Below are 25,796 nucleotides of genomic sequence, written 5' to 3'. Positions count from 1 at the left end.
CATCGCCGGTCTCCTTGTCTCCCGCGCTTCCAGCGCGTCGATAACTGGGAGCTTAACGCATCCCGCTGGAGACCGGCCTTCTCATCCCATCTGTTAGCAATAGTTGAGCCGAGGGCACCTGTCCGGAAAGCCGATGATTCGTTCAGGTGGAACGTGCAGCGCCTGAGATTTTGCGCATGTTTAATCCAACTCGTCAGCTCGGATTGAACAGGAAAAAGCTGTTGCCCATCGCGCCACACGGCGAGGCTCGCGATCCATGGACAGAATCCGTGCCAGGGCCTACTGCGCTAGATTCATTCGCCGCAAAAGCTCGTGATAGCGCGGATCGCTGCGGATTCCGTCGTGTTTCGGATCTGCGTTCAAGGCCATCATGAAGATGCAGCGCTCGTCGAATGCACGGTCGAACCAATAGAACGTCTCATCTACCCTGCCAAGTGCCCGATAGTCTTCTGCAATGTCATACGAAGTGCACTGATGGCCGGCCTGTGAGAGTGAATACTGGAGGTGTGCCTCGCGATAGCCCTTCCAGCCGCCCTTCTCGTACGCCGAGCGCAAAAGATCAACCTGCTGCGGAGTAGCATACCGCTCCATCCCCTTGAGTTCGGCAGCGACTGACTGATCGTACTTGCCCTCAACTTCATAGATGTTGGATACCCAACCTTGAACCGCAGCCGCCCCATCCGGCGCAATTTCACTGGCGCGAACTAGCGCTGCCAACGCTTCGTCGTAGTGCCTCGCGAAATAGAGCGTGCTCCCTAGGTACCGATTCGCGAAAAATGACAGCGGATCCAACTCTACCGCCTTTCGCATGTGGGCAATGGCCTCCTCACTGCGAGCTCGCACAGTCAAATAAATTGCATAACGGATCTCGGCAAGAGCGCTGTTTGCGCTGAGCTCGATCCCGCGGCGAAGATTCCGTTCCGCCGCGTCCCAGTCCCACAGGAAGACTGTGTCGATCGTCCCTAGCGCCGTGTAGCCTTCTCCATCGTTCGGATCCAACTCGATCGCTCGTTTCGCGGCGGCGATTGCATCCGGCATCACCTCATTCACTGGAGCTCCGCCGGCCTCGTGCATCGTGATAAGTGCTTCCGCTAGTCCTGCATGAGCTGCGGCATATTCCGGATTGAGCAAAATGGCCTTGCGAAAATAAGATGCCGCTGTCTTACCGTCCCGCCTTTCGACGAAAAATCGCCCGCGTAGATAAGCATCATGAGCTTCGGGATTGATATGCTTCGGGCTCGCCAGCTGACTCTGGACCGAGGGAGTCAGGGCAGTCTTCGTCTGATATGCGATCTCGCGTGCGACGTCATCCTGTAGTGACAGAACGTCGCTCAGGTGCCCCTCGAAGCTCTGCGCCCACAGGTGTTTATCATCTCGTGCGTCGATAAGCTGCGTCGTGATCCGAACGCGATCGTCCGCGCGAACCACCGAGCCTTCAATGATCGCGTCGACACCAAGCTCTTGAGCAATCTGCCGCAACGATTTTCCGCTTCCCTTGGCTCGCATCACTGAGGTACGCGAGACCACACGCAAATTCGGTATCCGCGCCAGCTCTGTGATCAGTTCGTCGGTCATCCCGTCGGCAAAATACTCCTGCTTCGGGTCGCCCGACAGGTTTTGCAGCGGAAGGACGGCGATGGACCGGATCGGCTTAACCGCTCTGATGCGCATTTGGAGAAACCAGGCTGCAACAACAACTACTAGCGCCAGTAAGCACGCCAGAATCCCCGCCCGCATTTTGAAGTGTCCATTTCTAGCTTCCGCGGTCGGTTCCTCCGCAGACTTTGCCTCAGCTTCGGTTTCGGCTGCGCCTTTCGCCGTTTGGGGATCAGCTAGGCCCGGTTGGAGCTGCCGGTGTAGCCCTTTCCCTGTATCGCGCACCGTAAAGACGGCTGCATAGCTCCCTTTGGGGACTTCGATGTGGAGAGAATCGTCTTGGCCCTCCCCGGCATAGTATTCGCGAAGACGACTGCGCAAACGACCCGCTTCTACCCTGACCGTTGAATCAACCGTCGGGTTATACTCGGTCCCTCGCTCAAAGACATCGACTGCAATGGCATACTCTTTGGGCGGTGAATTCGCCAACGACTTCTCGACAACATACTGAAGAAAGGCCTGGCTGCGGGCTGCAGCCCCAAAGACCTTTGACTTAAGAATGCGTTCGACCTGTTCCGTAATCAGGCTTGGATCGATTTGCGTTATCTCTGGACGCATGAAAGGTAGCCGCAAGTCGTTCAAACAACGTGATGTAACGCGTGACTCACGTCACGTAACTTCCTGGGGCCCACCTCAGAACCTCAAGATCGTTGCGGATCGCCGAGATACGGCTCCCGCGAAGAGAGGATTCTGATATGCAAAAGCGTTCTGCAATCGTTGTAGCTGTAGCCTGCGCCACAGGCCTCGCCAGTATAGTACCGGCGACGTCCCACGCGCAGGTTTCCTCCAATGTCCAGGTCTACGCGTCCGGATTTAACGGGCCGCGTGGCCTCAAGTTCGGCCCTGACGGACTACTCTACGTCGCCGAAGCAGGAACCGGCGGTTCAACCTCCACCAACGGTCAGTGCACACAGGTCATCCCACCGGTCGGACCCTACACCGGCGGTCTCACTGCCACAATTTCTAAAGTCTCCAGTGCGGGGAAACGAGTGATCGTAGCCTCCGGATTTCCTTCCGCAGTCAGCAATATGCCCCCCGACTTCCTCGGCGTCGCCGACCTCGCTTTTCTTAACGGCAAGTTGTATGCCGCACTCGAAGGCGGGGGATGCTCGCACGGGAATCCAACCATTCCCAACGCCATCGTTGAGGTCGATACCGCGACCGGCAATTGGAAGATTGTCGCTGACCTTAGTGCATTCGTGAAAGCTCACCCTGCAACATACCCCAACGAAGCGGACTTTGAGCCAGATGGTGTCCCTTACAGCCTCATTGCTTATCGGGATCGCCTCTATACGGTCGAGTCGAACCATGGCCAGCTCTTCTCCATCACTGCTCAGGGCGAAGTTCGAGAGGAGATCGATATATCGGAAGCCGAGGGTCATATCGTTCCTACCTCAATCGCCGAGAGAAATGGTGACTTCTTCGTCGGCAACCTCGGCCTCTTCCCGGCCACCCCCAACTCTTCGAAGATATTGACCATCTCACGCAATAGCTGCCCGGACCCGGCACCCGGCCTCGATCCCAGCCCCGAGTTGCAAAAGCTGAGAGTAGCGGGTTCGCGCGCGGGCTTCACCACGATTGTCGCGGTTAGCTTCGGCCCCGACGGTCTGATCTATGCGCTCGAACTCTCCCCCGCGGCTGGCTTTCCTACTCTCGGCGTTGGCAAAGTCGTTCGCCTGAAAGGAAACGGCGAGATCGAAGATGTGGCTACAGGCCTCTCCGTTCCGACAGGAATGACCTTCGGCCCGGATGGTCACCTCTACGTATCAAACTTCGGAGCAGCGTCTCCGGGAGCCGGTCAAATCGTCCGCATTACGATTCCCTAACACTAGTTCTACTCGGGCCGAGACTTTAGCCTGAGAATACTGATCTCGTTCAAGGGGCGCCTGAAGATCGAGTTGCGCGCAGAGATGCAGCACGACTCCGGATGTATCTCCCGGTGTGGCCAAAGCCTCGCCTGATACACGGGTCATCCGGCGCCCCTTATTTAATATCCTGCCTGGTTCTGGTCTAGCGACGTGTCAACGTCGCTAGACCACAGCAGGCGCCGAGAAACCGACTTGTCGGACGATGGTTGCGGTCATCGCCCATTACAGCATTCTCAATGAGCCCAAAATCGCCAATGCACTCATTGATAACCGATCACGATAAGCGGTCGTGGCGGGTGCGGTGTATTGGGCCAGGTGGCGTAGCTTATTTATCTGGGTCGCCGGGCAAAACAGGCCATGGAAATGACAGAGTATGGAAAGCATGGAAAGCCATGAAGCCGGCTTCCCACCCTTCCCACACTCTTTGGAAATCCCTTCGGGATTCCCACATTCCCACGGCCTCGACGACCGGATATATGTCTTCTCGTGCCCACCTCAACTCGAACCATCGCCACCGCAAGGGGCTTGTAACGGATGTCTCAGGTCCACAGCGTAACGCATGTCCCGGTACACTCAGCCCTGAGCGAGGTTTGGCTTCCCTATTCGTGCGCATGAGTGCACGGGATTTTCAGGCTCGGGTTGCGGCAGGAACAGGCCGCAGTGGTGGGTGGCGAAAGACGCGCCAGCGTCGGCAGACAGGGAGGAGTGAAACTCCTCCCTCAAAGCGAGAGGCGCTTCAAGTTGCGAAAAGGATCTTGCCGGCGTGCAATCGTCCCCGGGCTAGGTGGACGCACGGCGAATTTGAGAGAATGCCGAGACTGACTCTTTCAAGGATCGAATGGCGAAGCCTGTATCCAACGTCGACCCAGAGAAGCTCTTGGGAGACCTGTTTCAAGTTGATGAAGGGCTGCCATGCCCCGAGGGAACACACCTTCTCCTCGCCTTTCGAAAAGCTCGTCCCTTAGACTTCGCTTTTCTGAAGGCAACAGACCTTATCAACCTTCAGAACTCTTCCTTTGCCGGTATCGAGGAGTGGGAGGCGTTCTCACGGCACTACGGCTCTTGCGAGCTGTGCAATGCGTGAATCCGGCGATCCCGTCTTACTGGCACCGGACGAACGTCGCGCATGCTTACAGAAGCAACGATAGAGACCAAGATATTTACCGACCGCATTTCCGGCTTGGTAGACTCTGAATTATCCGGTCAGCATTAGATCCTCAGTCCACGTCCTGTTCCGTTCTTTTCGCTGCCTTTGCAGCTTTCTTGGGCGAGGCGGGCCTTTCGGCTTTGACGTCTTCCTTCGTCGGAGAAACCGCTTTCCTTGCGGCCTTTACGGTGGCCGCATGTATGGATGTGGCGACGGTCTGGTCTACCAACCCTCCGCTGATGCCACTCTTGATGGCTTTCCTTACGGCTTTATCAATCGCTTTAAGGACCTTCTTCTCGGGTTCCTTCTTAGCCATTACGCAGTTCCTCAATGGGCAGCTTGTGCCGCAATTGGGAATTGTACAGGGTGCACTTCCGGTATCGGACTGCACGGAGAGACTCAACGATTACCGGGCATTAGGCGAGAGCTAAGAAGCAAGTTGCTGCCTAACCCGCCGCTGGAGTCAGCTAACTCGCTCCGTTCCTTTTTCAGAAGGAGGAGACTATGTTTCGATTCAACCACCCGAAGCAAGAAGGTCCCCGGCGGTATGCCTGACATGCCATAGCCGGCGTATTATGGCTTCCCGTAAGCCAAAAGGATTGCGCCATGAGCAAACCAGAATCCGCAAAGCTACCCGATAAGAAGACACTCCCGCTTCAGATCCTGAAGCGAAGTAAGGACGGTGGAACGGAACTCGGTCCAAGTCCGCCGCCAGTTCCTGAGCCCAAGATTCCGAAGAAGTAAGGCTTGACTCACGGTGCCGCGCGATGACGTACATCCTGCCCAGAATTGCCCTATAGCCTCCCTGCATATTTGAGACCGTAGGCTTGCCTTTGCGTGAAGACTTAGAGTGGGCAAACTCTTAGGTGTGCCATCCAGTTACGATGTCGTGTATAGCCGCGCATCCGGTGTTCTGCGCAATTTCCGGCGGCGTTTAGCACAAGCCCTCCAAAAGACGGAGGGTGGCGAGATACCTTGCCGGCCCTTATTGTCTAAGTGTGGCCCTGACACTTAGAGATCTGTCGACCTGGACCGAGCTGATCGGTCATGCGCAATCGCGTTCTTTCGTGGATGACGATGGCCATTTCTGGCTAGAACAGAATGCTGCAAAGAAGACCAAATGGGCCAAGCTAGTTCGTGATGGACATGACGTTGCCTGGGAGTTTTCCGGACGCGACGGCTCGTACACGGGGCGAATCCTGATCGATGGTGAGATGTACACACCGTCACCTGAAGAGCTACAGATAACATGACAATCCCAAAACAACGATCAACTTGCCGCTAAGCGGCGTTTCCGTATAAGCATTGGCATGCCATATCGGTTCTCATTACTTCCGAGAAGCGCATGCAATAACCTACGGCTGGTTGAGCGATGTTTTCACTTCGCGACCTGTCAGTTGGCGGATGAGATCGACCTCATGCTGTCGATATGGAGTTCCGTCCATTCGAAATACCTCGTGAAACCATATGGTTGGCTGACTGAGAACATAGGGGCGTTGCCAAGAGTCCCATGGGAGATAGGTCTGTGTTTTGCCGGCGACGAGTCCCCAATTGATCGCTGCGACTTTGTACGTCTTCGCGATGGGTAGGCTTCCGTCGAAAGTGGAACCCGCTCCTCTAGCCATGTATTCGGTGCAGATGAGTGGTCGATGAAGCGGAAGCAACTCCTTGATGCGTGCTTCGAAGCCTTCTGGCCAATCGTAGTTGTGGAAGGAGATGACGTCGGACAGAGCGAGCTGAATCCTTGTCGTTGCACTCTCTTGTGCGTGATCAGACCAGTTTCCCTGCCAAACGCCGCTCGTCAGCGGTTGCGATGGATGGGCGGAACGTGCCCACTGGAATGTCTTCGGCAGTAGTTCGTTGACTCGTTTTACCTTAGCTGAGAGATCCTGTGTCTGGTCTCCACCTTTGTTGTCGGGCTCGTTCCATATGTCCCATCCTAAGATCCGAGGATCGTTCGCGAACGCGGTTACGACTCCCACCACATACTGCTTGAGTTCGGGTTCGACGGAAGGGTCGAGGAGTCTTGACTTGCCTGGGCTCTGGACCCAACCAGAGTTATGAATACCCGGGATAGGTGGATGTTGGGGACCGAGGTGAGGATTAGTCTCCCAGCAAGAGTCGAAGAGAACCAAGAGTGGGCGGATGTGGTGTTTTGCCGCGATGGCGAGAAATGTATTAAGCCGTTTTTTGAATCCCTCCGGGTCTTCCTTCCAGAGTTGATCCTGCAGAAAGACGCGAACGGTGTTCATGCCGATCGATTCGGCGAGGCCGAGTTCGTGATCGTTGATTTTCGGGTCGAAGGTCGCTGCCTGAAACATCTCGAGTTGATTGATCGCGTTGGAAGGGATGAAGTTTGCGCCAACCAGCCATGGCTGGCTTGCATACCAATCATTGGCTTTCTGTTCTGACCAGCGCGGCTGCTCCTGAGAGCGGAGTGGTCTTGAGTTCGCAAGGATTGTCAGAATGACGGCGAAGATGAAACGGATCTTCATAGGGATTTCCTCGGGATTGCTGCAAGTGATGACGTTAGAGTTGGCAAACCATTCAGCTTATCTGCCGACGTCGTCCTGCAGCTGATATCGAGCGGTTATCTGTTGTTTTTTGGCGTTTTCTATTCTGGCTGCTTTCAATCGTTCTGTTAACTCCTGAATACTGGCGGTGTCTCCCGATCGCCTTTTCGCTTTCAGTTCCTGGAAGAGGGCTCCTTCGTCGTTGGGATCAGTGGCCAGCGCGATCTCCGCCTCCTTGATTGCAAGTTCGGGTTGCTTTGCACGTAGATACAAAGTTGCGAGTAAGTCATGTGCAAGTTCGTAGCCGGGATCTAGTTTTGTTGCGTGCTCCGCCGCAGCTACGGCCGCTTGCAGTTGAGTGTCATTATCGTCGGTTGCGCTTTGTGAGAGTTGCTCTGCCAGAAGATATTGAAGAAGGGGGTCGTCTGGATGAACCTTTGCTTGAGATTGAAAGAGTGCGAGTGATGCTGCGTTATTATGCTGCTGGCTGTTCATGATTCCCATCGCGTCGACTGCAAAGGAGAGCTTTGGGTCGAGGCGATGTGCCTGTTCGAAGTCAGACACAGCGGCATCATTTTTTGTCAGTTGGACCTCCATTACGCCGCGGGCGAGATAGAGCGGCGCGGCGCTGGGAGAACGCTGCAGTCCGACGTTCAGCATATCAATGCCGACCTGAAAGGATTTGTGGTTGAAGGCGATGTTGGAAAAATCGAGGTAGTTGTCGATCTTGTCCGGCGCGAGTTGAATGGCAGTCCTGAGCAGACTCACAGCGCGAGGAGTATCTCCGAGTTCTTCGGAGATGTGTGCAGCAAGACCGAAGGCGGGCTCGAAGCGGCCTGCAGCAAGTAGTGAAGACAGTGTTTCAAGAGCGGCCTGGCTAGCGCCCGTCTTCCATTGCAGCAGAGCGACGTCGTAGCGGGTGATGTCTGTGGGATTTGCCTGAAGAAGATCGAGATAGCGAATGAGAGCTGATTTGAAGTCGCCCACTTGCGCGAGACAGGAGGCATAGCCTTGCAGAAGATCGGGACGTGACGGGAGGAGAGAGCTACTGGCTTCGTAATGGCTGAGAGCGTCGGGGCATCGGTCGCGGACGCGCAAGGCGGAGGCGAGCATGGCCTGAGCGGTGACGTTGGCTGGTTGTATAGAAAGAATCCGGCCTAAAGTTGGCACGGCTTCGTCACTTTTTGCAGCGTACTCGATCTGCGCGGCTCCCTCGAGGGCCGGGAGATAGTCCGGGCATTGCGTAGTTGCTTTTTTGAAAGCGCCAAGCGCGTCTGTTTGTCGGTTTAGTCCGGCAAAAGCAACTGCTTCTAGTGAGAGGACTCTACAATCCTCAGGTGCTGTCGCGAGCAGCTTTTCTGCGATCGAAAGAGCTTGCTCGTTGTCTCCTTTGCGGAGCTCTTGAACGAGGGTATTTACACTTGGCGCTGACGACTGGGCTTCTGCCGGAATGTCAAACAGTAGCAGAAGGACTACCGCAGTTGCGCCGCATAGGAACGATGCAATAGGGGACACTATTACCTTATAGTCGAAGTTCTTGAAATCCTTGCAGCACATATCTAGTAGATCAATTTTGGACGAATAATTACGCACAGGGAATATGGCATGAAGGTCCTGAGAATCAGCCTCTTCATGCCAAATCGCGCTAGAAATTGATCCTTCCTCCAACCAGCATATTGCGTGGCGGATTTGTTCCAGTACTTTGCGCGAATGATCCGTCTTGAATATTTGTGTCAACACCACCACTGACGCCTGACGCGAGATAGTTCACGCGATTAAATAGATTGAAGGTGTCGAGACGAAGCTCAAAGTTCACTCGTTCTGTAATTGCGGTCACCTTTTTGAGGGTAAAGTCTACATCGGCGTAACCAGGATTGCGAAATTGGTTGGGCGTCTCATTACCTTCAGTTCCGAGTGGAGGAAGAATGAAGTTTCCGCAAGGAAGTACTCCACTGGGACAGGCTGCAAGAACACCTTTTCCGCTGTGATATTCGCCTCTCTTGTGACTTTGCTTATAGGAGATGACGCTAGGGTAGTCATTATTATCCCCGTCAGCGTTGAAATCTCCGCTACCGGGTGCAAATGCAATGTTTGAAGCGGTCGCAGGGAGGGCTGGATTAATGAGTTGTCCTGCAAAGGCGGCGCCCGTGTAAACGGTGAAAGGCGTGCCGGTTTGAAGGACTGCGAGTCCTGCCAGTGTCCAACCGCCAAGGATTCGGCGCTCGAAGGCATTTCCGATTTGCGCGCCTGGCAGTTCGTAAGAGGCACCGACTGAGAGGCGATCCCTCACGTCATAAGGAGAGCTCGCGTAGAACTGATTTATTGGATAGGCAACGGGGTAGTTTTGCCAGTTATCGAGCGAATGGCCGTGGGTGTACGAGGCGGTCAGGAATCCGCGACCGGCGAATCTGCCTCGGGCGGACAATATCAATCCGCTGTAGTTTCCAGTGGACGAGTTGAAAGCATAATTGATGTTACCGAAGCTGGTGTTGAGTCGGGTCTGCGTACCGGTGCAGACATTCTTCGTAGCTGATTCCGTGCAGCTGATGTGCTGAATGAGATCGCCGGCGAAGGCGTTGACGTCATTACCATAGGACGTATTGCCTGTATTTCCTCCGGCAGAGATCAAGTTGTTTGAGTAAGAACCGACATAGCCGATGCTGACGACGAAGCCAGGTGTTATCTGGCGGTCAACAGCGAGTGAGAAGTTGACCGTGTAAGGGCTCTTAAGGTTGCCGTCGACACCGCCGACACCGATCTGTGAGCCGGCTATTCCACCTTTTGCGTCCAGCGGCATGCCTTGGAAGGCGGGATATTGAAAGCCGAAGGGGTAAACGTTTTGTGTCCCGTACCCGAAGATTGGTGGTGCCGTGGATCCGTTGTTGAAGAACGTAGGCCGAACGAAGCCGGGTGGGTTAGCGCTCAGACCGTTCTCTGAGTTTCCTAGCGTGAAGTAATCGTGGTATAGCCCGATGCCCGCGTGGACGAGGGTTTTGTCGTCGCTGCCAGGTGAGTAGGCAAACCCGACGCGGGGACTGAAGACGTAGTTCATATCGCTCTTGTAGACGTGGGTTTGCGCTGTCATGACACCATTTGCAACTTGTTGTTGAAAGGTCGAACCGGAACCGAGATGGAAGTTCGATAGACCCGTACCTGCAAGAGACGGATAAGCGTTGCCAAAGTTGTCGTATCGGAGTCCATAGTTGATGGTGAGTTTGTGCGAGACCTTCCATGTGTCTTCGGCAAAGACACCTGCAGTGGTCTGCGCGTAGCCATAGTTGTTGGCCTTGGGCTGGCCGGTCACTGGGTCGTAGGAGAGTCCCCCTTCAGAGTATGGGTTGTCATTGATGAGATCTATGAGGCTGTTGAACTGCAGCGTGGGCTGTGCGTAGGCGCCGGCGAAGAGAGCGATGTCGTCGCCGTGCCAGCTTTCATAGCCGAACTTGAAGGAGTGAGATCCGCGTATCAGTGTGAGAACATCCCGCCAGTGATAGCTATGCTGGATATAATCACCCAAGGCGAACCCGTCGCCGAAGTTGACTCCCAATCCCGTCACATTGACTACTGGAACTGTAAAGAGACCGCTCGATGGAGCGAAGCCTTCGATCCGGTTGTAGCCGATGAAAGCTTCGTTGAGGAGATTCGGAGAGAAGGTGTGAGTCTCATTGCCCTGGAGGGAAAAGGTGTAATAGTTGTTTGTCGTTGCGAATGCGGGACGAACGGCAGGGCCACCGGTGCTGATGGTGTCGCGGTAGAAGAGTCCGTAAACACGGTCCTTGTTGAAGTATTTGTCGATTCGTACGTCATACTGCTTGGAGTTGTTATAGCTGCTTGAGTTGAAGTTCCCCTGATCGAAGACCGGCGTGCTGCAAGGAATGTTGTCGGTGGAGGGGGTGCCGCAGCCGGTGTTGTTTACGATGTTTTGCACGCCGAATGCTTGTTCTGCAGTCTGCTGTATGTTTTTGAAAGTTATGTTTGAGGGTGTGTACTTGGTGAGCAGTTGAACTTCGGGTGAGTTAGGCCGTACGGCTGTAGCAAAGCTGGTGAACGCTGCATCTTCGTAGGTTTGTAGCGATGAGCCGTTGGATGCAAGGGAAAGATAAGGTTCGTATCCGACGTAGAAGAAGAACTTGTGGTTCGGGATCACAGGGCCGCCCACACCGAAGGAAAGGTTATTGGTATGATAAGGAGCGACCCGAGTGCCGGAAGGAATGCCGTATTCGCCTCTTGCTGAGAGCTCTTGATAGGTGTAGTACTCACTGGCAAACCCGTGATAAGAGTTCGTTCCGGAGCGGGTTGTCATCGTGGTTTGTATAGAGCTGGCGCGACCGTAGTCGACGGTGTAGGTGTTGGTTTGAACTGACGCCTCCTGGATCGAGTCAGCATTCGGCGTGAGATTAACCACTCCTGGCCGAATGCTGCTCGTTACATCGAGACCGTCAACTACATATAGGTTTCCATTGGATCCACGGCCATTCGCGCTGGCGTCGACGGAGTTCTCGGGATTGAAGTTGGTCGAAGTTCCAGCGCCAAGTCCTGTAACTCCCGGTGCAAGCGTAATGAGCGCGAGCGGATTTCTTGCCGCAAGTGGAAGGTTGCCGAGTGCCTGCGTATCCAAGGTGAGCTGGTTGCGACTGTCAGAGGTATCAAGTAGTGGCTGTTGGGCAGTGACCTGAACTGTGGCGGAGATCTGTCCGACAGACAGAACCACGGGGACGTTGCGGGTCTCGTTTGTGTTCAAGACGAAGGATGTCTTCGAGGCGTTGAAGCCCGAAGCGCTTGATGACAGCTGGTAGCTTCCAGGAGCAAGGCTGGCAAAACGATAGACGCCAGTGCCGTCAGAGACGGTCGTTTGGGCAACGCCAGTGTCCGAGTTGGTGAGAGTCACTGTTGCTCCGGGAATTCCAGCTCCGGAGTGATCTTGAACTGTTCCCTGCAGACTGCTGCTGAATTGACCGAAGCATGAGGCTGAGAGGAACAGAACCGCAGCCAGAACCGTGAAGGGTGCGAAGATCCATCGCGCGAGACGCTTCGAGCTTGAGCTAAGATACCCAATCACTGCTGTTCCTATTTTCTGCTGCACTTTTGCCTCCTGAAAGTGTTGAAATGTGCAATAAGTCAAGGATCATTGGCAGTACTGGGGAGCTTTAATTCGGCTATCTCCTGACAAGGACCGTTCTGCTCGATAAGGGCGATGAGAACTCTAAGCTTCTCAATCAAAGGGCATATCACTACATCATGCGGATTTTCGGCGTTTCAATTTAGCGCTCATTGTTGACGGTGTAACAGTAGAGATGCACGGTGGAAGCTCACATGAGTTGAATGGACCATCCGCTTATAGTTCATATGAACTACGGGTGCAAACCCTTGCTGTTGGTGCTGTTCGAGGACTAGACTGCGAAGCGCAGGTCGATGGGAATCATAATGGGAGATGACCGTCGGCGACGACGATTGAGACGATACCACCGACCACTACTAGCTGGGTCGTTTGCACTGTGCGTGTTGATTGGGTGCTTCTCAAACAAACTTGGTAAGGTCGCGGTAATTCCTCGGACGTCGGGCACTATGCTTTGGGAGCCGGAGCATGGAGGGGCCGAGGCGGCTGGACGCAAGGACGATCTCTGGGTTTACTGGAATGCGCCGACTCGCGAAGACGATACGGCGGCACAGATCGCTCTGGTCGAGCGCGTCACACATGGAAACTATCAGGGTTTGGTTCTCGCGCCGGATCAAGCACTTGCGCTGATGACACCGGTGCGACGGGCAGTCGAGCGGGGGGTATGTACTGTCATCGTCGGCTCTCCGTTGTCGATTCCGGCGAGTGATCGGCTCTCCTACATCCTCAATGATGACGAGGAGGGTGGGCGAATGGCCGCTCGGCGGGTCGCGCTGTTGCTTCACGGCAAAGGGTCTGTTGGCGTTATTGGCATCAATCCGAATATCTCGGGGATTATGATTCGGGCGCGGAGTTTTGAGAGCTATCTAGCTGAGAACTACCCTGATATTCATATTGTCGAGAAGCGAATGGGCTCTTTCAATGTGCCGCATGAGCAACAGGTGGCAGAGGAGATGCTGCGGTCGAATGAAAACCTCGATGTGATTGTGGCCTTGATGTGGCCGTCTGTTCGTGGGGCTATATCGACGATCGAAAACGAGCCCGGCAAGCTTTCGACTAAGGTGATCGGCTTCGATCCCGACGCGCTCCCTTTTGAAGCGAATAGCCTTGACTCCGTCATTGTGCAAAATACGCGTGAGATGGGATATCAGGCGGTAGATATGATCGCTGCAAGACTTCATGGAACACCTATGCCGCCGTTGGTAAAGCTGGGACCGGTGCTTGTGACACGCGAGAATGTGAATTCGAAAGAGGTAGGAAATCTAACTTCCATGGATTGGAGCAAGTCGCCTTAGATGAGGGTGCTCAGTGGAAGTCGTCGAAGGCTGACCCTAGGTCTTGCTGCAGTGTGTCTCGCTATTGCAGGCGTCGCCTGGTATTTCTATCGGCATAACCCGACGTACAACCTGCCATATCACGACTCATTCGCTAACGGCAAAGCGGGAGAGTGGAAGGCATTTGGCGGGACCTGGGAAGTAGCTGATGGTGCGATGCGAAATGATTCCGATGAGCGCGGGGCGAAGCTGATCACGGGGTCTCCCTATTGGCGGAATTACTCCATCGAAGCGGATGTGAGCTTGCTTGGTGCGGATGGAGATGCAGGCGTCGTGATACGTTCGAGCGACGAAGAGCAAGGAGTCGATTCGTATTCGGGCTACTACGCAGGAATCCGCAGCCTCGACAATTCATTGGTCCTCGGTCGTGCCAATCATGGCTGGATGGAAGATGTTCTGAAACTTAGTCCGGTGAAGCCGCGGGGGCCTCTGGTGTATCACCTTAAGCTTTTGGCTTATGACTGTCAGATTGTGGCTACGGCAACAAGCGCTTCGCATAATCCTGTCACTGAATCGGTTACAGATAAAAACTGCATCACTTCGGGTAGAGCGGGCGTTCGTTCTTATGCATCAGGAGGGGTTTGGCGCAACGTTGTAATTCGCCCGTCCAGCCGGCAGGAGCTGGCTGCGATGCTGGAACAGGGGCAGCAAAATAACTCTGCCACTGCGAAGGCGCTCTTCGATCGAGACCATGAGGTACTTGGGTTCAACTCTCCGGGGCCACAGAGAGATATGGATAAATTCCACTCGAGCCTAAACACTCAACCCATATCTAGTCTTCGTCTTGTTTCCTCGGCAAAGCCTAGTAAGGCAACCGTTCGAGGTAATGTCATCCTAACCTCGCCCGTGGTTTTCATTCAGGACACCACCGGCGGAGTATCCGTTCCTAATCCAGTTGCGTCACCACTGCTTAAAGTTGGCGACCAAGTAGAGGTTACCGGTTCGGTGGACGCTGGCGACTTCAGCTCAACGCTCGACCGGGCGATGGTTCGAGTGCTTTGGGAGGGAACGCCCGTCCCACCGGTGACAGTTACCGCATCTCAGGCCGCTACCGGCGATTTCGATGCAACCTTTATTGAAGTCGAAGGGCGACTGCATGAAAAGCAGTACGGGCCTAACAATACGCTGCTATTGGACCTTGACGACGGTTCGCAGTCTTTCCGCGCCATCATGAACCAGGGCAGAGGCGATGCCCTTTTCGGTGGCCTCAAACCGGGCAGCCTGCTCCGGCTCAGAGGTGTCAGTGTTGTCGATCCCGCCTTCACACATAATCTGACACCGTTCATTCTTCTGCTGCGCTCTACTGATGATGTCGATGTGCTCGCCGGCCCTCCGTGGTGGAGTATGGGCCATCTTGCCGCACTTGCGATCGGGTTTCTGCTGCTGGCGTTGGTAGTGAACTTTCTGTACCACCGAGTTGAAAACTGGCGGCTGCGTGCGGTTCTTGAGGAGCGGGAGCGACTTGCCCACGAGATGCACGACACACTCGCACAGAGCTTTGCGGGTATTGGCTTTCAGCTTGAAGCGATTCGCAGCGGCGTACCGGAGACCTTCCCCGTAGCCCATCAGCAACTTAATCTCGCCAGTGATCTTGTTCGTCATAGCCATGAGGAGGCTCGACGAAGCATCGCGACACTTCGCCCCGATTCGCATGGCCCGTCAGATCTTCTTGGGGCTCTGGATATCTGCGCCAAGCGCATGGTAGAGGGCGGCTCGGTTGAAGTCGTCTCCGCGAGTACGGGGGACATAGTGTCGATTCCCTTGCGAATCACCGATACACTCTATCGGATTGGGCAGGAGGCGATAGCAAACTCTGTCCGCCATGCCAACGCAACGAGACTTGAGATTTCAATCGAATTCGACTCTGGCGTAGTGCGACTGAGCATCGCCGATAATGGAATCGGCTTTGTTCAATGCAGGGATCTGAGCGGGTTCGGCGTTCGCGGAATGCGAAAACGGGCTGCAAGCATCTCGGCGACAATACAGATTGTGAGTTCAGAACAGGGTGGAACTCTCGTTCAAACAACAGCGCCATTGCCTGCCAGAATCACCTTTGCCAGCTGGCCAAAACTGCTTTGGCATTATTTACGAAGGAACACATTACATGTCGAACTCGTCGGACAGCCTAACCCGCATTCTCATCGTTGATGATCATCCCGTCGTCCGCGCCGGTCTAACGAGCATGCTCGGTACGCAGGCTCAGCTGAAGGTGATCGGCTCGGTATCGAACGGGGAGGAGGCGATCGAGACTCTCCGAAAGAACGATGTTGATATTCTTCTGCTCGATTTGCGAATGCCTGGGATGAACGGCATCGACACGTTACTTGCGCTGAAGAGCAATGGCATCAATGTGCGCGCGATTATCCTGACGAGCTTCGAAACCGATGAAGACATTTATCGGGCGGTGCAGGCTGGAGCACAGGGATACCTCCTAAAGGACACACCGTTAAAGGAGATGGTCGAAGCGATTCGAACGGTTTGTGCAGGAAAGCGGTATATCCCTCGGCAGATCGCGTCGCGGCTTGCCGAGAGGATGATGCGCACTAACCTCACTGCGCGGGAGCTTGAGATTCTCGGGATGCTTGCGAAGGGACTTACGAACAGACAGATCGGTCACGCCCTGGGCATCAGCCAAAACACGGTTCGGAACCATGCTAATAGTGTGATTGAGAAGCTTGACGTCTCGGACCGTACTGAGGCTGCAACGACGGCGATTCAGAGAGGGCTGATCTCGCCAGATGACTAGGGTGCCTGCATGCGTGGCAAGCGATTTGGGGTGATGTTCTGGGCTGATGGTTCATCTGAACTATAGACCGAAGTAGTTCCGTCAAGGAAACTAGTCGGAGCGTCATGCAGCTATTTGCTTATCTAGTCGGTCGCTCAGGCTGCCTGAAAGGTTGGCCGCATGGAGCGGCGCGTCTGTTTTCGACATCGGGACTCGTAGAGTGTTGCTACTTTCACTGTACGACTTTTGTCTATTTGAAGGATTCAAAGAACGGTTCAGTGTGTTTCGGAGTTTGAGATGAAACGGGTTTACCGCAACTCTTCAAGCCGGAGGCTATTTTTAAAGCAGACAGGAGCAGCGCTGGTCGGGTCGCTTCCACTTACTGGAGGCGTTGCGTCCGCTTTGATGGGGAAGTTGAATTCGGTCGGAGAAGAGCCTTCGTCCCGGCTTCTTAAGAATCGGGCTCCGCTGACACCGAATGCTTTCTACGTTCTGCCTTTGGGTGCAGTGAAGCCTGCAGGCTGGCTCCTGGATCAGCTGAAGATTCAGGCGACTGGTTTGGGCGGGCACCTCGACGAAACCTGGGCTGACGTCGGCAGCAATAGCGGGTGGCTGGGGGGTAGCGGAGAGTCATGGGAGCGTGGTCCGTATTTCCTCGATGGGCTGATTCCCCTCGCATATTTGCTTGACGATGCTGGACTGAAAGCCAAGGCAAAAAAGTTCGTCGACTGGACGCTTACGAACCAACGACCGAACGGGATGATCGGTCCGCGCTCTAACGACGACTGGTGGCCTCGGATGGTGATGCTGAAGGCCTTGGCTCAATACCAGGAGGCGACGGGTGATCCCCGCGTGATTCCTGCGCTTTCGCGCTACTTTGCGTATCAGCTCAGCACACTTCCAACACGCCCGCTGGTGGATTGGGGAAAGTTCCGCTGGCAGGACAATGTGCTGATCGTGATCTGGCTGTATAACCGCACGGGCGATCCAAAGCTGTTAGAGCTTGCGGAGCTGCTGCACAAACAGGGATTCGACTGGCAGGCGAACTTTGCAGACTTCAAGTACACGCAGCCGATAACTCGTGAATTTATTAGGCTGGATGAAAACCAAGGTCACAGCGATTTGTCTCTTGCCACACACGGTGTAAATAACGGGCAGGCGGTGAAAGCCTCGCCGGTATGGTCTGTGGTCTCCGGAAAAGAAGAAGACCGGCGCGCTGTTCACCAGCTTCTGAATGCGCTTGATACCTATCATGGGCTGCCGAATGGCATGTTCTCGTGCGACGAACACTTTGCTGGACGAAATCCATCGCAAGGAACCGAACTCTGCACAGTTGTGGAGACGATGTTTTCGCTTGAGCAGTCTCTTGCCATCCTTGGGGATGCGCCACTCGGCGACCGGCTTGAACTGATAGCGTTCAATGCGCTTCCCGGAACGTTTACCGATGACATGTGGGCACATCAATATAACCAGGAGCCGAACCAGGTTGAGTGTAGTTTGCACCATAAGCCCTGGACGACGGACGGTCCTGAATCGAATCTCTATGGCCTTGAGCCTCATTTCGGTTGCTGCGCTGCGAACTTTCATCAGGGGTGGCCCAAGTTCGCGGCAAGTGTGTGGATGGCGTCTGACGACGATGGTTTGGTCGCTGCTTGTTATTCGCCATGCGAAGTAAATACGACTGTGGGACGGACGGATGTGCATCTTTCAGAGGTGACCGAGTATCCGTTTCGAGAGGTCGTGCGCATTACCGTCAATCCTAAGGAGCCAGTTCCCTTCCCTTTGAGACTTCGAATTCCTGCGTGGGCGGAGAACGCGGTCATCTTAATCAATGGGAAGCCTCAGCCATCGCCTGCAATCGGCGCCTTTGCGCGAATAGAGCGGACCTGGAAGGCCGGGGATATTGTTGAGCTGCGACTTCCCATGAAGCCTCGAGTCATTACTGGCTTCAGGGAATCCGTTTCGCTGGAGAGAGGTCCTATTTTGTTTTCGTATCCGATCGGAGAGAGCTGGCTGAAGCTGCGGGATCGCGGTTTGACGGCAGATTGGCAGGTCTATCCGGCGACACAGTGGAACTATGCGCTCGAAACTACAGCACTAGAGGCGGATTCGCTATCAGTGAAGGAGACTCCGATACAGGGTGGCTCCTTCAGCCTTATAGGGGCACCGATTAAGATTGAGGTGAAAGCGCGCAAGTTGGACAGCTGGCACGCGGTTGATGGCGTTGCTGACGTTGTCCCGCAAAGTCCTGTAGCCAGTGCAGCATCGACGGAGACGATTACTTTGGTTCCTTATGCTGCGGCGAAGCTGCGAATCACGTCGTTTCCGCAGGTAAACGGAGAACGCAAGACTTGAGCGACAACTACAAGAGTGAGTGAAGCGATACGCGACCGGTGTTGATGAATTGCTTATCGCGTTTTGATTTCCTGGATTCGGAGCGCGTATGACGATGCTGGAACGCCGAGACTTTCTAAAGCTCTTGGCCAGTGCAGGAGCTGCTTCAGCCTTTGAGGCCGGTTTTGCATTCGGATTTGAAGGAAAGCCGCTGACGCCCGGCACATATGCGCCCGGACGTATCCCAAATGAGTTTTCGCTCCTGCTGCCGGGGGAAAGAGAGGCTTTGAAAAATGCTCCCACGGTCAGCGCGATTGCGAACGAGGACGTAACTGCTAAGGCGGGTGGCCATACGGGACACCTGAAGCCTGGCGACGCTCTCGATGGCTGGATGCTGATTACGATTGTCGACATGAACGGTGTGGAGACGGCCGTCTTCGAAAAACACGTGACGCATCGAGGGGCGATTGCATATGTAACGGCGGAGCGCGGCACGATTGCTTGTATCCCGAAGCAGATAGGCGATCTCTCGAAGATAAGACCGAGGCCCACTAATACGCCCGACGGGGTCAAGCTTGAGCGGACAGCGCAGTACATTCCGGGACCTGACGCGGCGGGGCTTTATTTGCTTCAATCTACCGAAGACCCGTGTTATGAGAACGTCGCAGCTCTGGGAGCTGAGTACATCGGATGGACTCTCGTTGCAAACGAGCAGGGTGGGCCAAAGGCCTCGCTTTATTTGGAGCCCGATGGCAGCTCGCGGAGGCCTGCCCAGTCGGCTTCTGCAGATGAGGTTTGGGCGCCCGACGAACTGGGAGCGTACTTTGATCCGGCCGAACTGTTAGCCGGCGACGGTCCCCAGCTCTATAAGTACAAGGCTGGCTGGAGCAAGCGCACGCTGCTAGGTGGCTACCTACCCGTAGCGGATATCGGCGTGTGGAATTCGGATCACGGTTGTGGCTATGAGACGATGGTGCTTTTGCCGGCCGGTGTCGATGCTAAGCCTATGGGCCGCGTTCGATCCATGATCCCTGAGATAGAGGTCACCCGACACGCCGGCAGACGCGAACTTCTAAAGGGTACCGACGGACGGAGCTACCTTGATCGTTATTGGAATTGCTCTCCGCAATCCTTTTACGTAGCGCTGGCTGGGATTTGGAATCGATGGTCTTCTCTTTACGAAAGCACGATGCCGATCGAGATTCCGGACGAGTGGTTATTGAATGCCGCTCGCGCTGGCATTACGCTTTCGCGTTGCAGCTATCGCGGCCTCGAGCCAACTTATCAGATAGGGGAAGGCGGTTACACGAAGATTCCGGAGCGTAGTCATGCTCTCTTCCCTGTTGCTCACTACGAATTCATATGGGCTCTGCAGTTGTGGGGCTTGACTGACGACGCCGACAGTTATTTCCAAAACTACCTTGAGAAGTACGTTTTGCCAAACGGGGACTTTCTCTACAACACACAAGATCAGGTCGAGGGACCCCTGAATATCGGAATCTTTCTTGCGAACTCAGCGCGGTCGTTCGATTACAAACGGAATCTTCAGAGCCTTGAACTGCGTCTGCCAATCCTCGAACGTATGATCGGGTTTGTCCTCAAGCGATACGAGGACTCGAAGAGGCATTTTGCTTCGACAGACAGGCGGTATGGCCTGATCTATGGTTCTCCAGAGGCTGATCTGGGTGATCCCAATAATGATTTTCCTGCTTCGCACCCTTTCTACTATCAAAATTCAGTCTGCGTTTGGCGCGGCTTGAAGGAGCATGCCCGCTGTCTTAGGCTGGCTGCTGAGGCAAAGAAGTCAGATACACTTCGCGCTGCATCCGAACGGTACGAGGCGATAGCTAGCGAGATGCGCGGAAATATTCAGCGCTCGCTTGAGGCTACTCTGACTCTTCGAGCTGCGGACATGCGCGCAGCAGGCATTACGCCGTTCACGCCGGATGATATCGATCATCGGCCGACTGAGCTGTCTAGCTACGAAAATCATCGATTCATGCAGGATTGGTTTCTTGCTGATTGGGGCGACCCTGCTCTCGATATTGGCCATCTCAGGCATCGAGAACTTGCGGGTATGCAGATCGTCGGCTTGCACACTGACGGAGCCGTAGCACGGACCTCAAATTTTATGGATCACGGAAGCTTGTCGGTAAAGATCCGCCAGGAAGACTACCGTCCATTTCTGCTGAACCTGTATGCGCTCGTCTGCTATGCAGGCGACTCCGGAAACTTCTACGCTCCAGAAGATGCCTGGATACCGGGAAGTTATGCGGGAGAGGGCAGTCGGTATGGGTGGTCCGCGGTTGTCAACAGCACCTTGCAGCCGACTGTTGGTTTGCGCTGGTTGCTTTGCTATGAGGAGACGGATGTGATCCGTTGTCATCTGCAAAAAGCAGCGCCGCGGCACTGGTTCGCGAAGGGACAAAGAATCTCTGTTGCGAATTGCCCTACCAAATTCGGCTTGATCACTTGGATGACCGAGGCCGAATCAGGCGGTGGTTGGAGAGTGACGGTTGAAGTGTCGCCCGGTTTCAGCGGGGACATCGTCGTCCACATTCATTCCCCTAGTGCGAAGGAGCTTCACACCACATCCATGGGCAGCATAGAAGGAAGTGCCATCCTCTTGCCGGCGTCCAGCTTTGCGATCAATTCTAAGGTTGTTATCAATGTGACTTGAGCGAGGCGCGATGATCCGGGAGTACCGGCAGTATGAGAGTTCCTGTGCGGTCCTCGTTGCTAAGGCTGCAGTTGCCCGGCGTACCGTGCCCCCACGATATTGCTCTGAATCGCTTCCATCGCCTGTTTGGTGGGCATCCCTTTGGTCATCACGCCCTCAAAGAAATAACCCTTGGCCCAATTGCTGTTATCGCCGCCGATGCCGAGGATGATGGCACCTTCCTGTTGCGACTTTGCCGCCGATGTATCCGACTCGTGTCTTCATTACGCCGGGAAAGCTGCGTATCAGATCCTGCATCCCCCAAAAACAGCCTCCAGCAAGGACTGCGCGTTCGTTTGATCCATCCATGTCGTTACTCCTATTTCTGCTTTTCAAATAGTTCGAGATATTTACCATACCCCGCGCTCTCCAGCTCATCGAGAGGAATGAAGCGCAACGACGCCGAGTTAATGCAATAGCGCAAACCACTGGCGTCTTTGCGGAGGACTGGAGATTCCTTCAGAGCTTTCCGAGAATGCAATTGTCCGCGAAGGCTTCAGCGAATCCTGTGCAAACGTAGCCTGTTGTCCCACGTCTCGCAAAGTGAACGTGCTGTTCGTGCAACGCCACGAGGTCCACATACTTCCGCTTCTAGGGGAGTGGCAGCAGATGTTGGCGCGGCAGCACGTCATTCTGAAAGATCAAAAAACCGATGCGCTAGATAAGCTGTTAAAGCTTTCCTGCGCCGTGCCGATGGAGGGAACTCTCTCGGTTACTCGTTGAGATCAGCGTTGTCCTCGCATCGGGAGCAATGACGGTACACACGCTCTTCGTGAGGCGGCAGCGGCTCAACGCAACTCCTTCAAAAGCAGTCAAGGGTCGCAAAGCCTCATAGATTACTTAGGGGGCCGTAACGCTCGCTGAATCTTGCGCCACAGTTCTGCTCCGCGCCAGGCGCCAGGACAACGTTCTCCCTCCTCCACTTTATGCCTGTCCCTGCCGAATCCTGGTGCCTTCATAATCTACAAAGAAGAACGTTCTATCCCTGCCTCTCGTACAGGTGAGGGATGTTGACAGGACCTCCCAGACTTCCGCCGAACTGGTTGCGGTTATAGCTCCCCATGACCGCTATCATAGGTGGTGGTTGTGGTTCCAGGCGCCAACTGCGTAAGCAATGTGTAGTTGCGTCCGTTCAGCGGCAGGTTATTCATTTCGCGCTCGCTGATCGTCTGTCCAACGGAGGCCTCCTGGGTCTGGAGCGATTCTTGCCCAGTGGTGACGGAGACTGTGTTTACATCGCCTGTGACTCCTAGAGACAGATCCAACTTAAACTCCTGCTGGATCGAGATTGAGAGATGCGTTCTTTCCGTAGATTGAAATCCCGCTGCCTGTACCTTGATCGTATAGGTACCGATCTTAAGCGCCGTGCAGAGCGGCTCTTTTACTGCGAACGGGATGAACACTGTCTTCAATAACTACCTGCTCGACGGCATTACGAACAACAACATGACGGCCGATTTTGGAAACGGAAACTCATTCACGCTCAAGCCGCCTCCAGATGGCCTCTCCGAGTTCAAGGTTGAGACAGCAAACTACTCTGCGGAGTATGGGCGCTCCGGAGGTGCCGTCATCAATGCCGTCACCAAGTCTGGACAAAACAGGTTTTCGGAGATGTGTGGGAGTACAACCGCAATGCCTACCATCCGGCATCAACAATCGGTCTATTGAGCGTCGTTGTAGAAGTGCGCAAGGTCCTGCCGGAACTCCTTCAGCGCCTCTACATTCAGGTACACCATATGGCCGGCCGGATAGTAACCATAACGCACGTTTTGCAGTAGCTTGCCATTCGTGCCCATATGAGAAAGCTCCCATTCAGTCGAGCTGAAGGGTGTCGCCAAGTCATAGATGCCATTGGCTGAGAACACCATCAGGTGAGGGTTTTTGCGAATTGTGTCACCCAGATCCCCCGCCACATAAGGCCACGCCTGCGGCCAATCGTCGTCCGTCCCGCGGTGTTTCCAATCCCAGTTCTCGTACAAGCCCGGACCCCTTGTGTTGTAGGTTTCGTCGCTCGTGTATTTCAACTCACGCTGTAGATAATCGTGGAAGGATGCGACATACGCGCCCGTTACCCCAGTGCTCGACGGATCGAATCCTGGGTACTCTCCCGCATCATTCTGATCTGGGGCCTCGAAACGCGCATCGTAGCGACCCAGAATTTTGCCCTGGTCACGCAGCAGTTCTTTCCTGAAGCGTGCCGCGCTCACGCGCAGATTTGCTTCCTTTAGATACTGAACACTCAGTCCGGTGAAGGCGCTCATTTGTATAGCGGTTCTATCCAGATCCGCCGCACTCAAAGCATTGCCTTGATAGAGCGCCTTAGTGTACGCCCCCTGCGCGAACTCTCGCGCCTGCTCGATGAAGGTCATCACGTCTGCCGGCTTGTTCGCAACCTTGTTATGGTAGTAGGCGGTCGCCGCGAAGCTTGGAAGGTCAGTGATGTAGGAATTATCAAGACCGGCCGATCCTGTGTTGAAATTCAGTAGCGAAGACAGCAGCACAATTCCATTTAGCTGTACTCCTGCATTGCTGAGCGTCGCCGACAGGCCAGCCGACCGAGTTGTTCCGTAAGATTCCCCAAAGAGAAATTTCGGCGAATTCCAGCGCTGATTCACCGTAATATACCGAACGATGAACTTCGTGAAGGCGGTAAGGTCTTCGTCCACGCCTGCCACGTCTTTTATTGTTCCTTTGCCCACCGGGCGGGAGTAGCCGGTGCCCGGCGCATCGATAAACACCAGGTCCGACTTATCCAACAGGCTGTACTCGTTTGGAACTACCTTGAAGGGGGGATTGTTGGTTGGTTCGGGGCTTTGAGAAATTACGCGCACCGGTCCGACCGATCCCATCTCCAGCCAGATGCTCGCCGTGCCCGGGCCGCCGTTATAAAGAAAGGTAACTGGGCGGTTCTTCGCGTCCTCTCCGTCTTCGGTGTAGGCAACGTAGAAAACGCTGTGATAGGGCTTGTAGTTCTGGTCGTGCTCTTCCTTCGAGATCAGCAAGTCACCAACGGTCGCCGTGTAATGGATGCCTCGGCCGCCGATACTCGCCTCATGCTGGGTAACCGCAGTCGCTTCCTTCGGAATCGAGATGCCTTGATCCGATTCTTCCTTCACCTCACCCGGAGCCTTAGTCGCCTGGCAAAAAGCCGGACCCGATAAAGTTAATCCCATCGACATGCAACTAGCAAATACGCATTTCACTAAAAAATTCAAAGCCACGCCTCGTTTTCTTAAGATCGGAGTTCATAATTCAGAGGGATAACACCTCACCTGCAGGTCTGACGCGGTCGTTCCTTGTTACGAGGACGTTGCAGGGCACTGCGGCAATATTCTCTCGGGTGTAATTGCTTGACTCACCGTTTTGTCCATTGCTAGAGGATGCGAACACCTTCGAGTTAATTCCAAGAACTGTGACAAGCGCTATTGCCGCAAGTGTAGGCAAGCTGCATCGTTTCCAAAACAAAATCATGTACATAAGCCTATGTTTCCAGTTAATCTGGATTCACTGTCCCGCCTGTCTGAATGTAGGTTTGGATAAGGGCAGGCATCTAGGCGAAAACCATCAAATGCTGGTGACTCCTGCTGGAGATCAACAGTGGTGACGAGACAAGGGCCGCAAGACGACGCGCCGCCCACAGAGTTGCTCGTTCCGGTCCTTCCAGCTGACGGAACCCAGTAGGTGAAGACATTCACTCCAAGATCCCGTCTTTGCCCAGATGTTGCTCCGTCCTAAATGGTTCTCACATCCCGCGCCTGTGCCGGCGGTGCCTCTGCGAATCTATCGAGGGCGTAGGCTTTGCAGTGATGCCCGACCGGTATCCCTGTTTTGAACTCTTCCAAATGCAAGCCCAAGGTCGAACGTTCGATAACTCTGCATAGACGGTCGAGGTCTACGTCGTAGGCGAGTCTCTGACCAATGTAGATTCCTGTCGGAGAGTGCACGGCCAGATTATTCACTGAGCGGAGGAGTGCTTGAGTAAATCGTTGTTTGTTTGGATTCTTCAGAGAGCGCAGCGTTCCGCGCGTCTCGTGATTAGTCAGTGTCATGAGGACGGTTCTTCATGGAAAGCATGCGAACGAAATACTCATCGTCAAGCGGCTGAGCCTTTCCGCATGCTTCGCAGCAAGGCACAGTCACCAACTTTGGATATGGAGACGAATCTCGGTCCTGTTTCAATGTTTTAATTGGCTGAGAGAGTGGGTGAGTTGCTATACGGAAACTCTACGTGGCGAGGCTTCGAACCAAATATCCGTTACGCTTCGGCGTTGATGGTGTGCAGAAGAAACATCACACGCTAGACGCGGCGGCGCTTCAGGTAGCGGTGCGGCGGCTTCCGTCGACGTCGCGCGGAAGGTGCGGATAAACTGCGTTTCAGACACCT

At 54.5% G+C, this 25,796-nt stretch carries 17 protein-coding genes and 1 pseudogene; 8 read left to right on the top strand and 10 right to left on the bottom strand.

Annotated elements, in window-relative coordinates; all coding sequences use genetic code 11:
- Nucleotides 1–279: 279 nt before the first annotated feature.
- Nucleotides 280–2,214, bottom strand: a complete 1,935-nt coding sequence (locus tag HDF14_RS18695) for a hypothetical protein (RefSeq protein ID WP_183979622.1) — start codon at nucleotides 2,212–2,214, stop codon at nucleotides 280–282.
- A gap of 137 nt (nucleotides 2,215–2,351) precedes the next feature.
- On the opposite strand from HDF14_RS18695, the gene HDF14_RS18690 reads away from it, so the two are divergent.
- Nucleotides 2,352–3,482, top strand: a complete 1,131-nt coding sequence (locus HDF14_RS18690) for a ScyD/ScyE family protein (RefSeq protein ID WP_183979620.1) — start codon at nucleotides 2,352–2,354, stop codon at nucleotides 3,480–3,482.
- 1,259 nt (nucleotides 3,483–4,741) lie between these two features.
- Here the strand turns inward: HDF14_RS18690 and HDF14_RS18685 are convergent.
- Nucleotides 4,742–4,987, bottom strand: coding sequence for a hypothetical protein (locus tag HDF14_RS18685; protein ID WP_183979618.1), 246 nt, complete (start codon nucleotides 4,985–4,987; stop codon nucleotides 4,742–4,744).
- Nucleotides 4,988–5,277: 290 nt separating this feature from the next.
- Between HDF14_RS18685 and HDF14_RS18680 the strand changes: the two genes are divergently transcribed.
- Entirely contained in the window at nucleotides 5,278–5,415 is a 138-nt protein-coding gene (locus tag HDF14_RS18680) for a hypothetical protein (RefSeq protein WP_183979616.1), read from the top strand.
- A gap of 611 nt (nucleotides 5,416–6,026) precedes the next feature.
- On the opposite strand, the gene HDF14_RS18675 is transcribed toward HDF14_RS18680, so the two are convergent.
- From HDF14_RS18675 to HDF14_RS18665, 3 genes are all read right to left on the bottom strand, one after another.
- Nucleotides 6,027–7,166, bottom strand: a complete 1,140-nt coding sequence (locus tag HDF14_RS18675; RefSeq protein WP_183979614.1) for a cellulase family glycosylhydrolase — start codon at nucleotides 7,164–7,166, stop codon at nucleotides 6,027–6,029.
- A gap of 57 nt (nucleotides 7,167–7,223) precedes the next feature.
- The gene (locus HDF14_RS18670) at nucleotides 7,224–8,699 is read right to left on the bottom strand and encodes a tetratricopeptide repeat protein (protein WP_183979612.1); all 1,476 of its coding nucleotides are present in this window, start codon (nucleotides 8,697–8,699) and stop codon (nucleotides 7,224–7,226) included.
- Nucleotides 8,700–8,829: 130 nt separating this feature from the next.
- Nucleotides 8,830–12,267: a TonB-dependent receptor gene (locus HDF14_RS18665; protein ID WP_313899624.1), complete on the bottom strand. Its 3,438-nt coding sequence runs from the start codon at nucleotides 12,265–12,267 to the stop codon at nucleotides 8,830–8,832.
- A gap of 329 nt (nucleotides 12,268–12,596) precedes the next feature.
- Between HDF14_RS18665 and HDF14_RS18660 the strand changes: the two genes are divergently transcribed.
- The 5 genes from HDF14_RS18660 to HDF14_RS18640 all read left to right on the top strand — a co-directional run bounded on the left by HDF14_RS18660 (nucleotide 12,597) and on the right by HDF14_RS18640 (nucleotide 21,373).
- A complete protein-coding gene (locus HDF14_RS18660; protein WP_313899623.1) occupies nucleotides 12,597–13,595 on the top strand; it encodes a substrate-binding domain-containing protein in 999 nt (332 codons plus the stop codon).
- A complete protein-coding gene (locus tag HDF14_RS18655; RefSeq protein ID WP_183979608.1) occupies nucleotides 13,596–15,782 on the top strand; it encodes a histidine kinase in 2,187 nt (728 codons plus the stop codon).
- Nucleotides 15,739–16,380 (top strand): response regulator, encoded by a 642-nt coding sequence (locus HDF14_RS18650; RefSeq protein WP_183979606.1) that lies wholly within the window; start codon nucleotides 15,739–15,741, stop codon nucleotides 16,378–16,380. Before HDF14_RS18655 ends, HDF14_RS18650 begins: the two co-directional genes overlap by 44 nt.
- Nucleotides 16,381–16,656: 276 nt before the next feature.
- Nucleotides 16,657–18,714, top strand: coding sequence for a beta-L-arabinofuranosidase domain-containing protein (locus HDF14_RS18645; protein WP_183979604.1), 2,058 nt, complete (start codon nucleotides 16,657–16,659; stop codon nucleotides 18,712–18,714).
- Nucleotides 18,715–18,802: 88 nt separating this feature from the next.
- Nucleotides 18,803–21,373 carry a hypothetical protein gene (locus HDF14_RS18640; protein WP_260698382.1) on the top strand — a complete coding sequence of 857 codons (2,571 nt, stop codon included), beginning with the start codon at nucleotides 18,803–18,805 and terminating at the stop codon, nucleotides 21,371–21,373.
- Between the two features lie 59 nt (nucleotides 21,374–21,432).
- Here HDF14_RS18640 and HDF14_RS18635 read toward each other — a convergent pair whose 3' ends face one another.
- The 3 genes and pseudogenes from HDF14_RS18635 to HDF14_RS18625 form a co-directional block, all read right to left on the bottom strand.
- Nucleotides 21,433–21,573: an arabinofuranosidase catalytic domain-containing protein gene (locus HDF14_RS18635; RefSeq protein WP_313899627.1), complete on the bottom strand. Its 141-nt coding sequence runs from the start codon at nucleotides 21,571–21,573 to the stop codon at nucleotides 21,433–21,435.
- Nucleotides 21,574–21,583: 10 nt separating this feature from the next.
- A pseudogene (locus HDF14_RS18630) lies at nucleotides 21,584–21,721 on the bottom strand (peptide-methionine (S)-S-oxide reductase); the annotation flags it as partial.
- 740 nt (nucleotides 21,722–22,461) lie between these two features.
- Nucleotides 22,462–22,824: a carboxypeptidase-like regulatory domain-containing protein gene (locus HDF14_RS18625; RefSeq protein WP_183979603.1), complete on the bottom strand. Its 363-nt coding sequence runs from the start codon at nucleotides 22,822–22,824 to the stop codon at nucleotides 22,462–22,464.
- Between HDF14_RS18625 and HDF14_RS18620 the strand changes: the two genes are divergently transcribed.
- Nucleotides 22,808–23,080, top strand: coding sequence for a hypothetical protein (locus HDF14_RS18620; protein ID WP_260698381.1), 273 nt, complete (start codon nucleotides 22,808–22,810; stop codon nucleotides 23,078–23,080). The two genes, HDF14_RS18625 and HDF14_RS18620, sit on opposite strands and share 17 nt — an antisense overlap.
- Here HDF14_RS18620 and HDF14_RS18615 read toward each other — a convergent pair.
- Together HDF14_RS18615 and HDF14_RS18610 are read right to left on the bottom strand one after the other, a co-directional pair.
- Nucleotides 23,074–24,585 (bottom strand): S10 family peptidase, encoded by a 1,512-nt coding sequence (locus HDF14_RS18615; RefSeq protein ID WP_260698380.1) that lies wholly within the window; start codon nucleotides 24,583–24,585, stop codon nucleotides 23,074–23,076. The two genes, HDF14_RS18620 and HDF14_RS18615, sit on opposite strands and share 7 nt — an antisense overlap.
- A gap of 558 nt (nucleotides 24,586–25,143) precedes the next feature.
- A complete protein-coding gene (locus HDF14_RS18610) occupies nucleotides 25,144–25,461 on the bottom strand; it encodes a hypothetical protein (protein WP_183979599.1) in 318 nt (105 codons plus the stop codon).
- Nucleotides 25,462–25,796: the final 335 nt, after the last annotated feature.

It is taken from the genome of Tunturiibacter gelidiferens, assembly GCF_014201335.1.
GTDB classification, from domain to species: domain Bacteria; phylum Acidobacteriota; class Terriglobia; order Terriglobales; family Acidobacteriaceae; genus Edaphobacter; species Edaphobacter lichenicola_E.
This window is presented reverse-complemented; position numbering and strand designations above follow the sequence as displayed.

Excerpts from the sequence above, each read along its gene's own strand:
- HDF14_RS18695 (WP_183979622.1), bottom strand. The coding sequence starts at position 2,214 with ATGCGTCCAGAGATAACGCAAATCGATCCAAGCCTGATTACGGAACAG.
- HDF14_RS18690 (WP_183979620.1), top strand. The coding sequence starts at position 2,352 with ATGCAAAAGCGTTCTGCAATCGTTGTAGCTGTAGCCTGCGCCACAGGC.
- HDF14_RS18685 (WP_183979618.1), bottom strand. The coding sequence starts at position 4,987 with ATGGCTAAGAAGGAACCCGAGAAGAAGGTCCTTAAAGCGATTGATAAA.
- HDF14_RS18680 (WP_183979616.1), top strand. The coding sequence starts at position 5,278 with ATGAGCAAACCAGAATCCGCAAAGCTACCCGATAAGAAGACACTCCCG.
- HDF14_RS18675 (WP_183979614.1), bottom strand. The coding sequence starts at position 7,166 with ATGAAGATCCGTTTCATCTTCGCCGTCATTCTGACAATCCTTGCGAAC.
- HDF14_RS18660 (WP_313899623.1), top strand. The coding sequence starts at position 12,597 with ATGGGAATCATAATGGGAGATGACCGTCGGCGACGACGATTGAGACGA.
- HDF14_RS18655 (WP_183979608.1), top strand. The coding sequence starts at position 13,596 with ATGAGGGTGCTCAGTGGAAGTCGTCGAAGGCTGACCCTAGGTCTTGCT.
- HDF14_RS18650 (WP_183979606.1), top strand. The coding sequence starts at position 15,739 with ATGTCGAACTCGTCGGACAGCCTAACCCGCATTCTCATCGTTGATGAT.
- HDF14_RS18645 (WP_183979604.1), top strand. The coding sequence starts at position 16,657 with ATGAAACGGGTTTACCGCAACTCTTCAAGCCGGAGGCTATTTTTAAAG.
- HDF14_RS18640 (WP_260698382.1), top strand. The coding sequence starts at position 18,803 with ATGACGATGCTGGAACGCCGAGACTTTCTAAAGCTCTTGGCCAGTGCA.
- HDF14_RS18620 (WP_260698381.1), top strand. The coding sequence starts at position 22,808 with ATGAACACTGTCTTCAATAACTACCTGCTCGACGGCATTACGAACAAC.
- HDF14_RS18615 (WP_260698380.1), bottom strand. The coding sequence starts at position 24,585 with ATGGGATTAACTTTATCGGGTCCGGCTTTTTGCCAGGCGACTAAGGCT.
- HDF14_RS18610 (WP_183979599.1), bottom strand. The coding sequence starts at position 25,461 with ATGACACTGACTAATCACGAGACGCGCGGAACGCTGCGCTCTCTGAAG.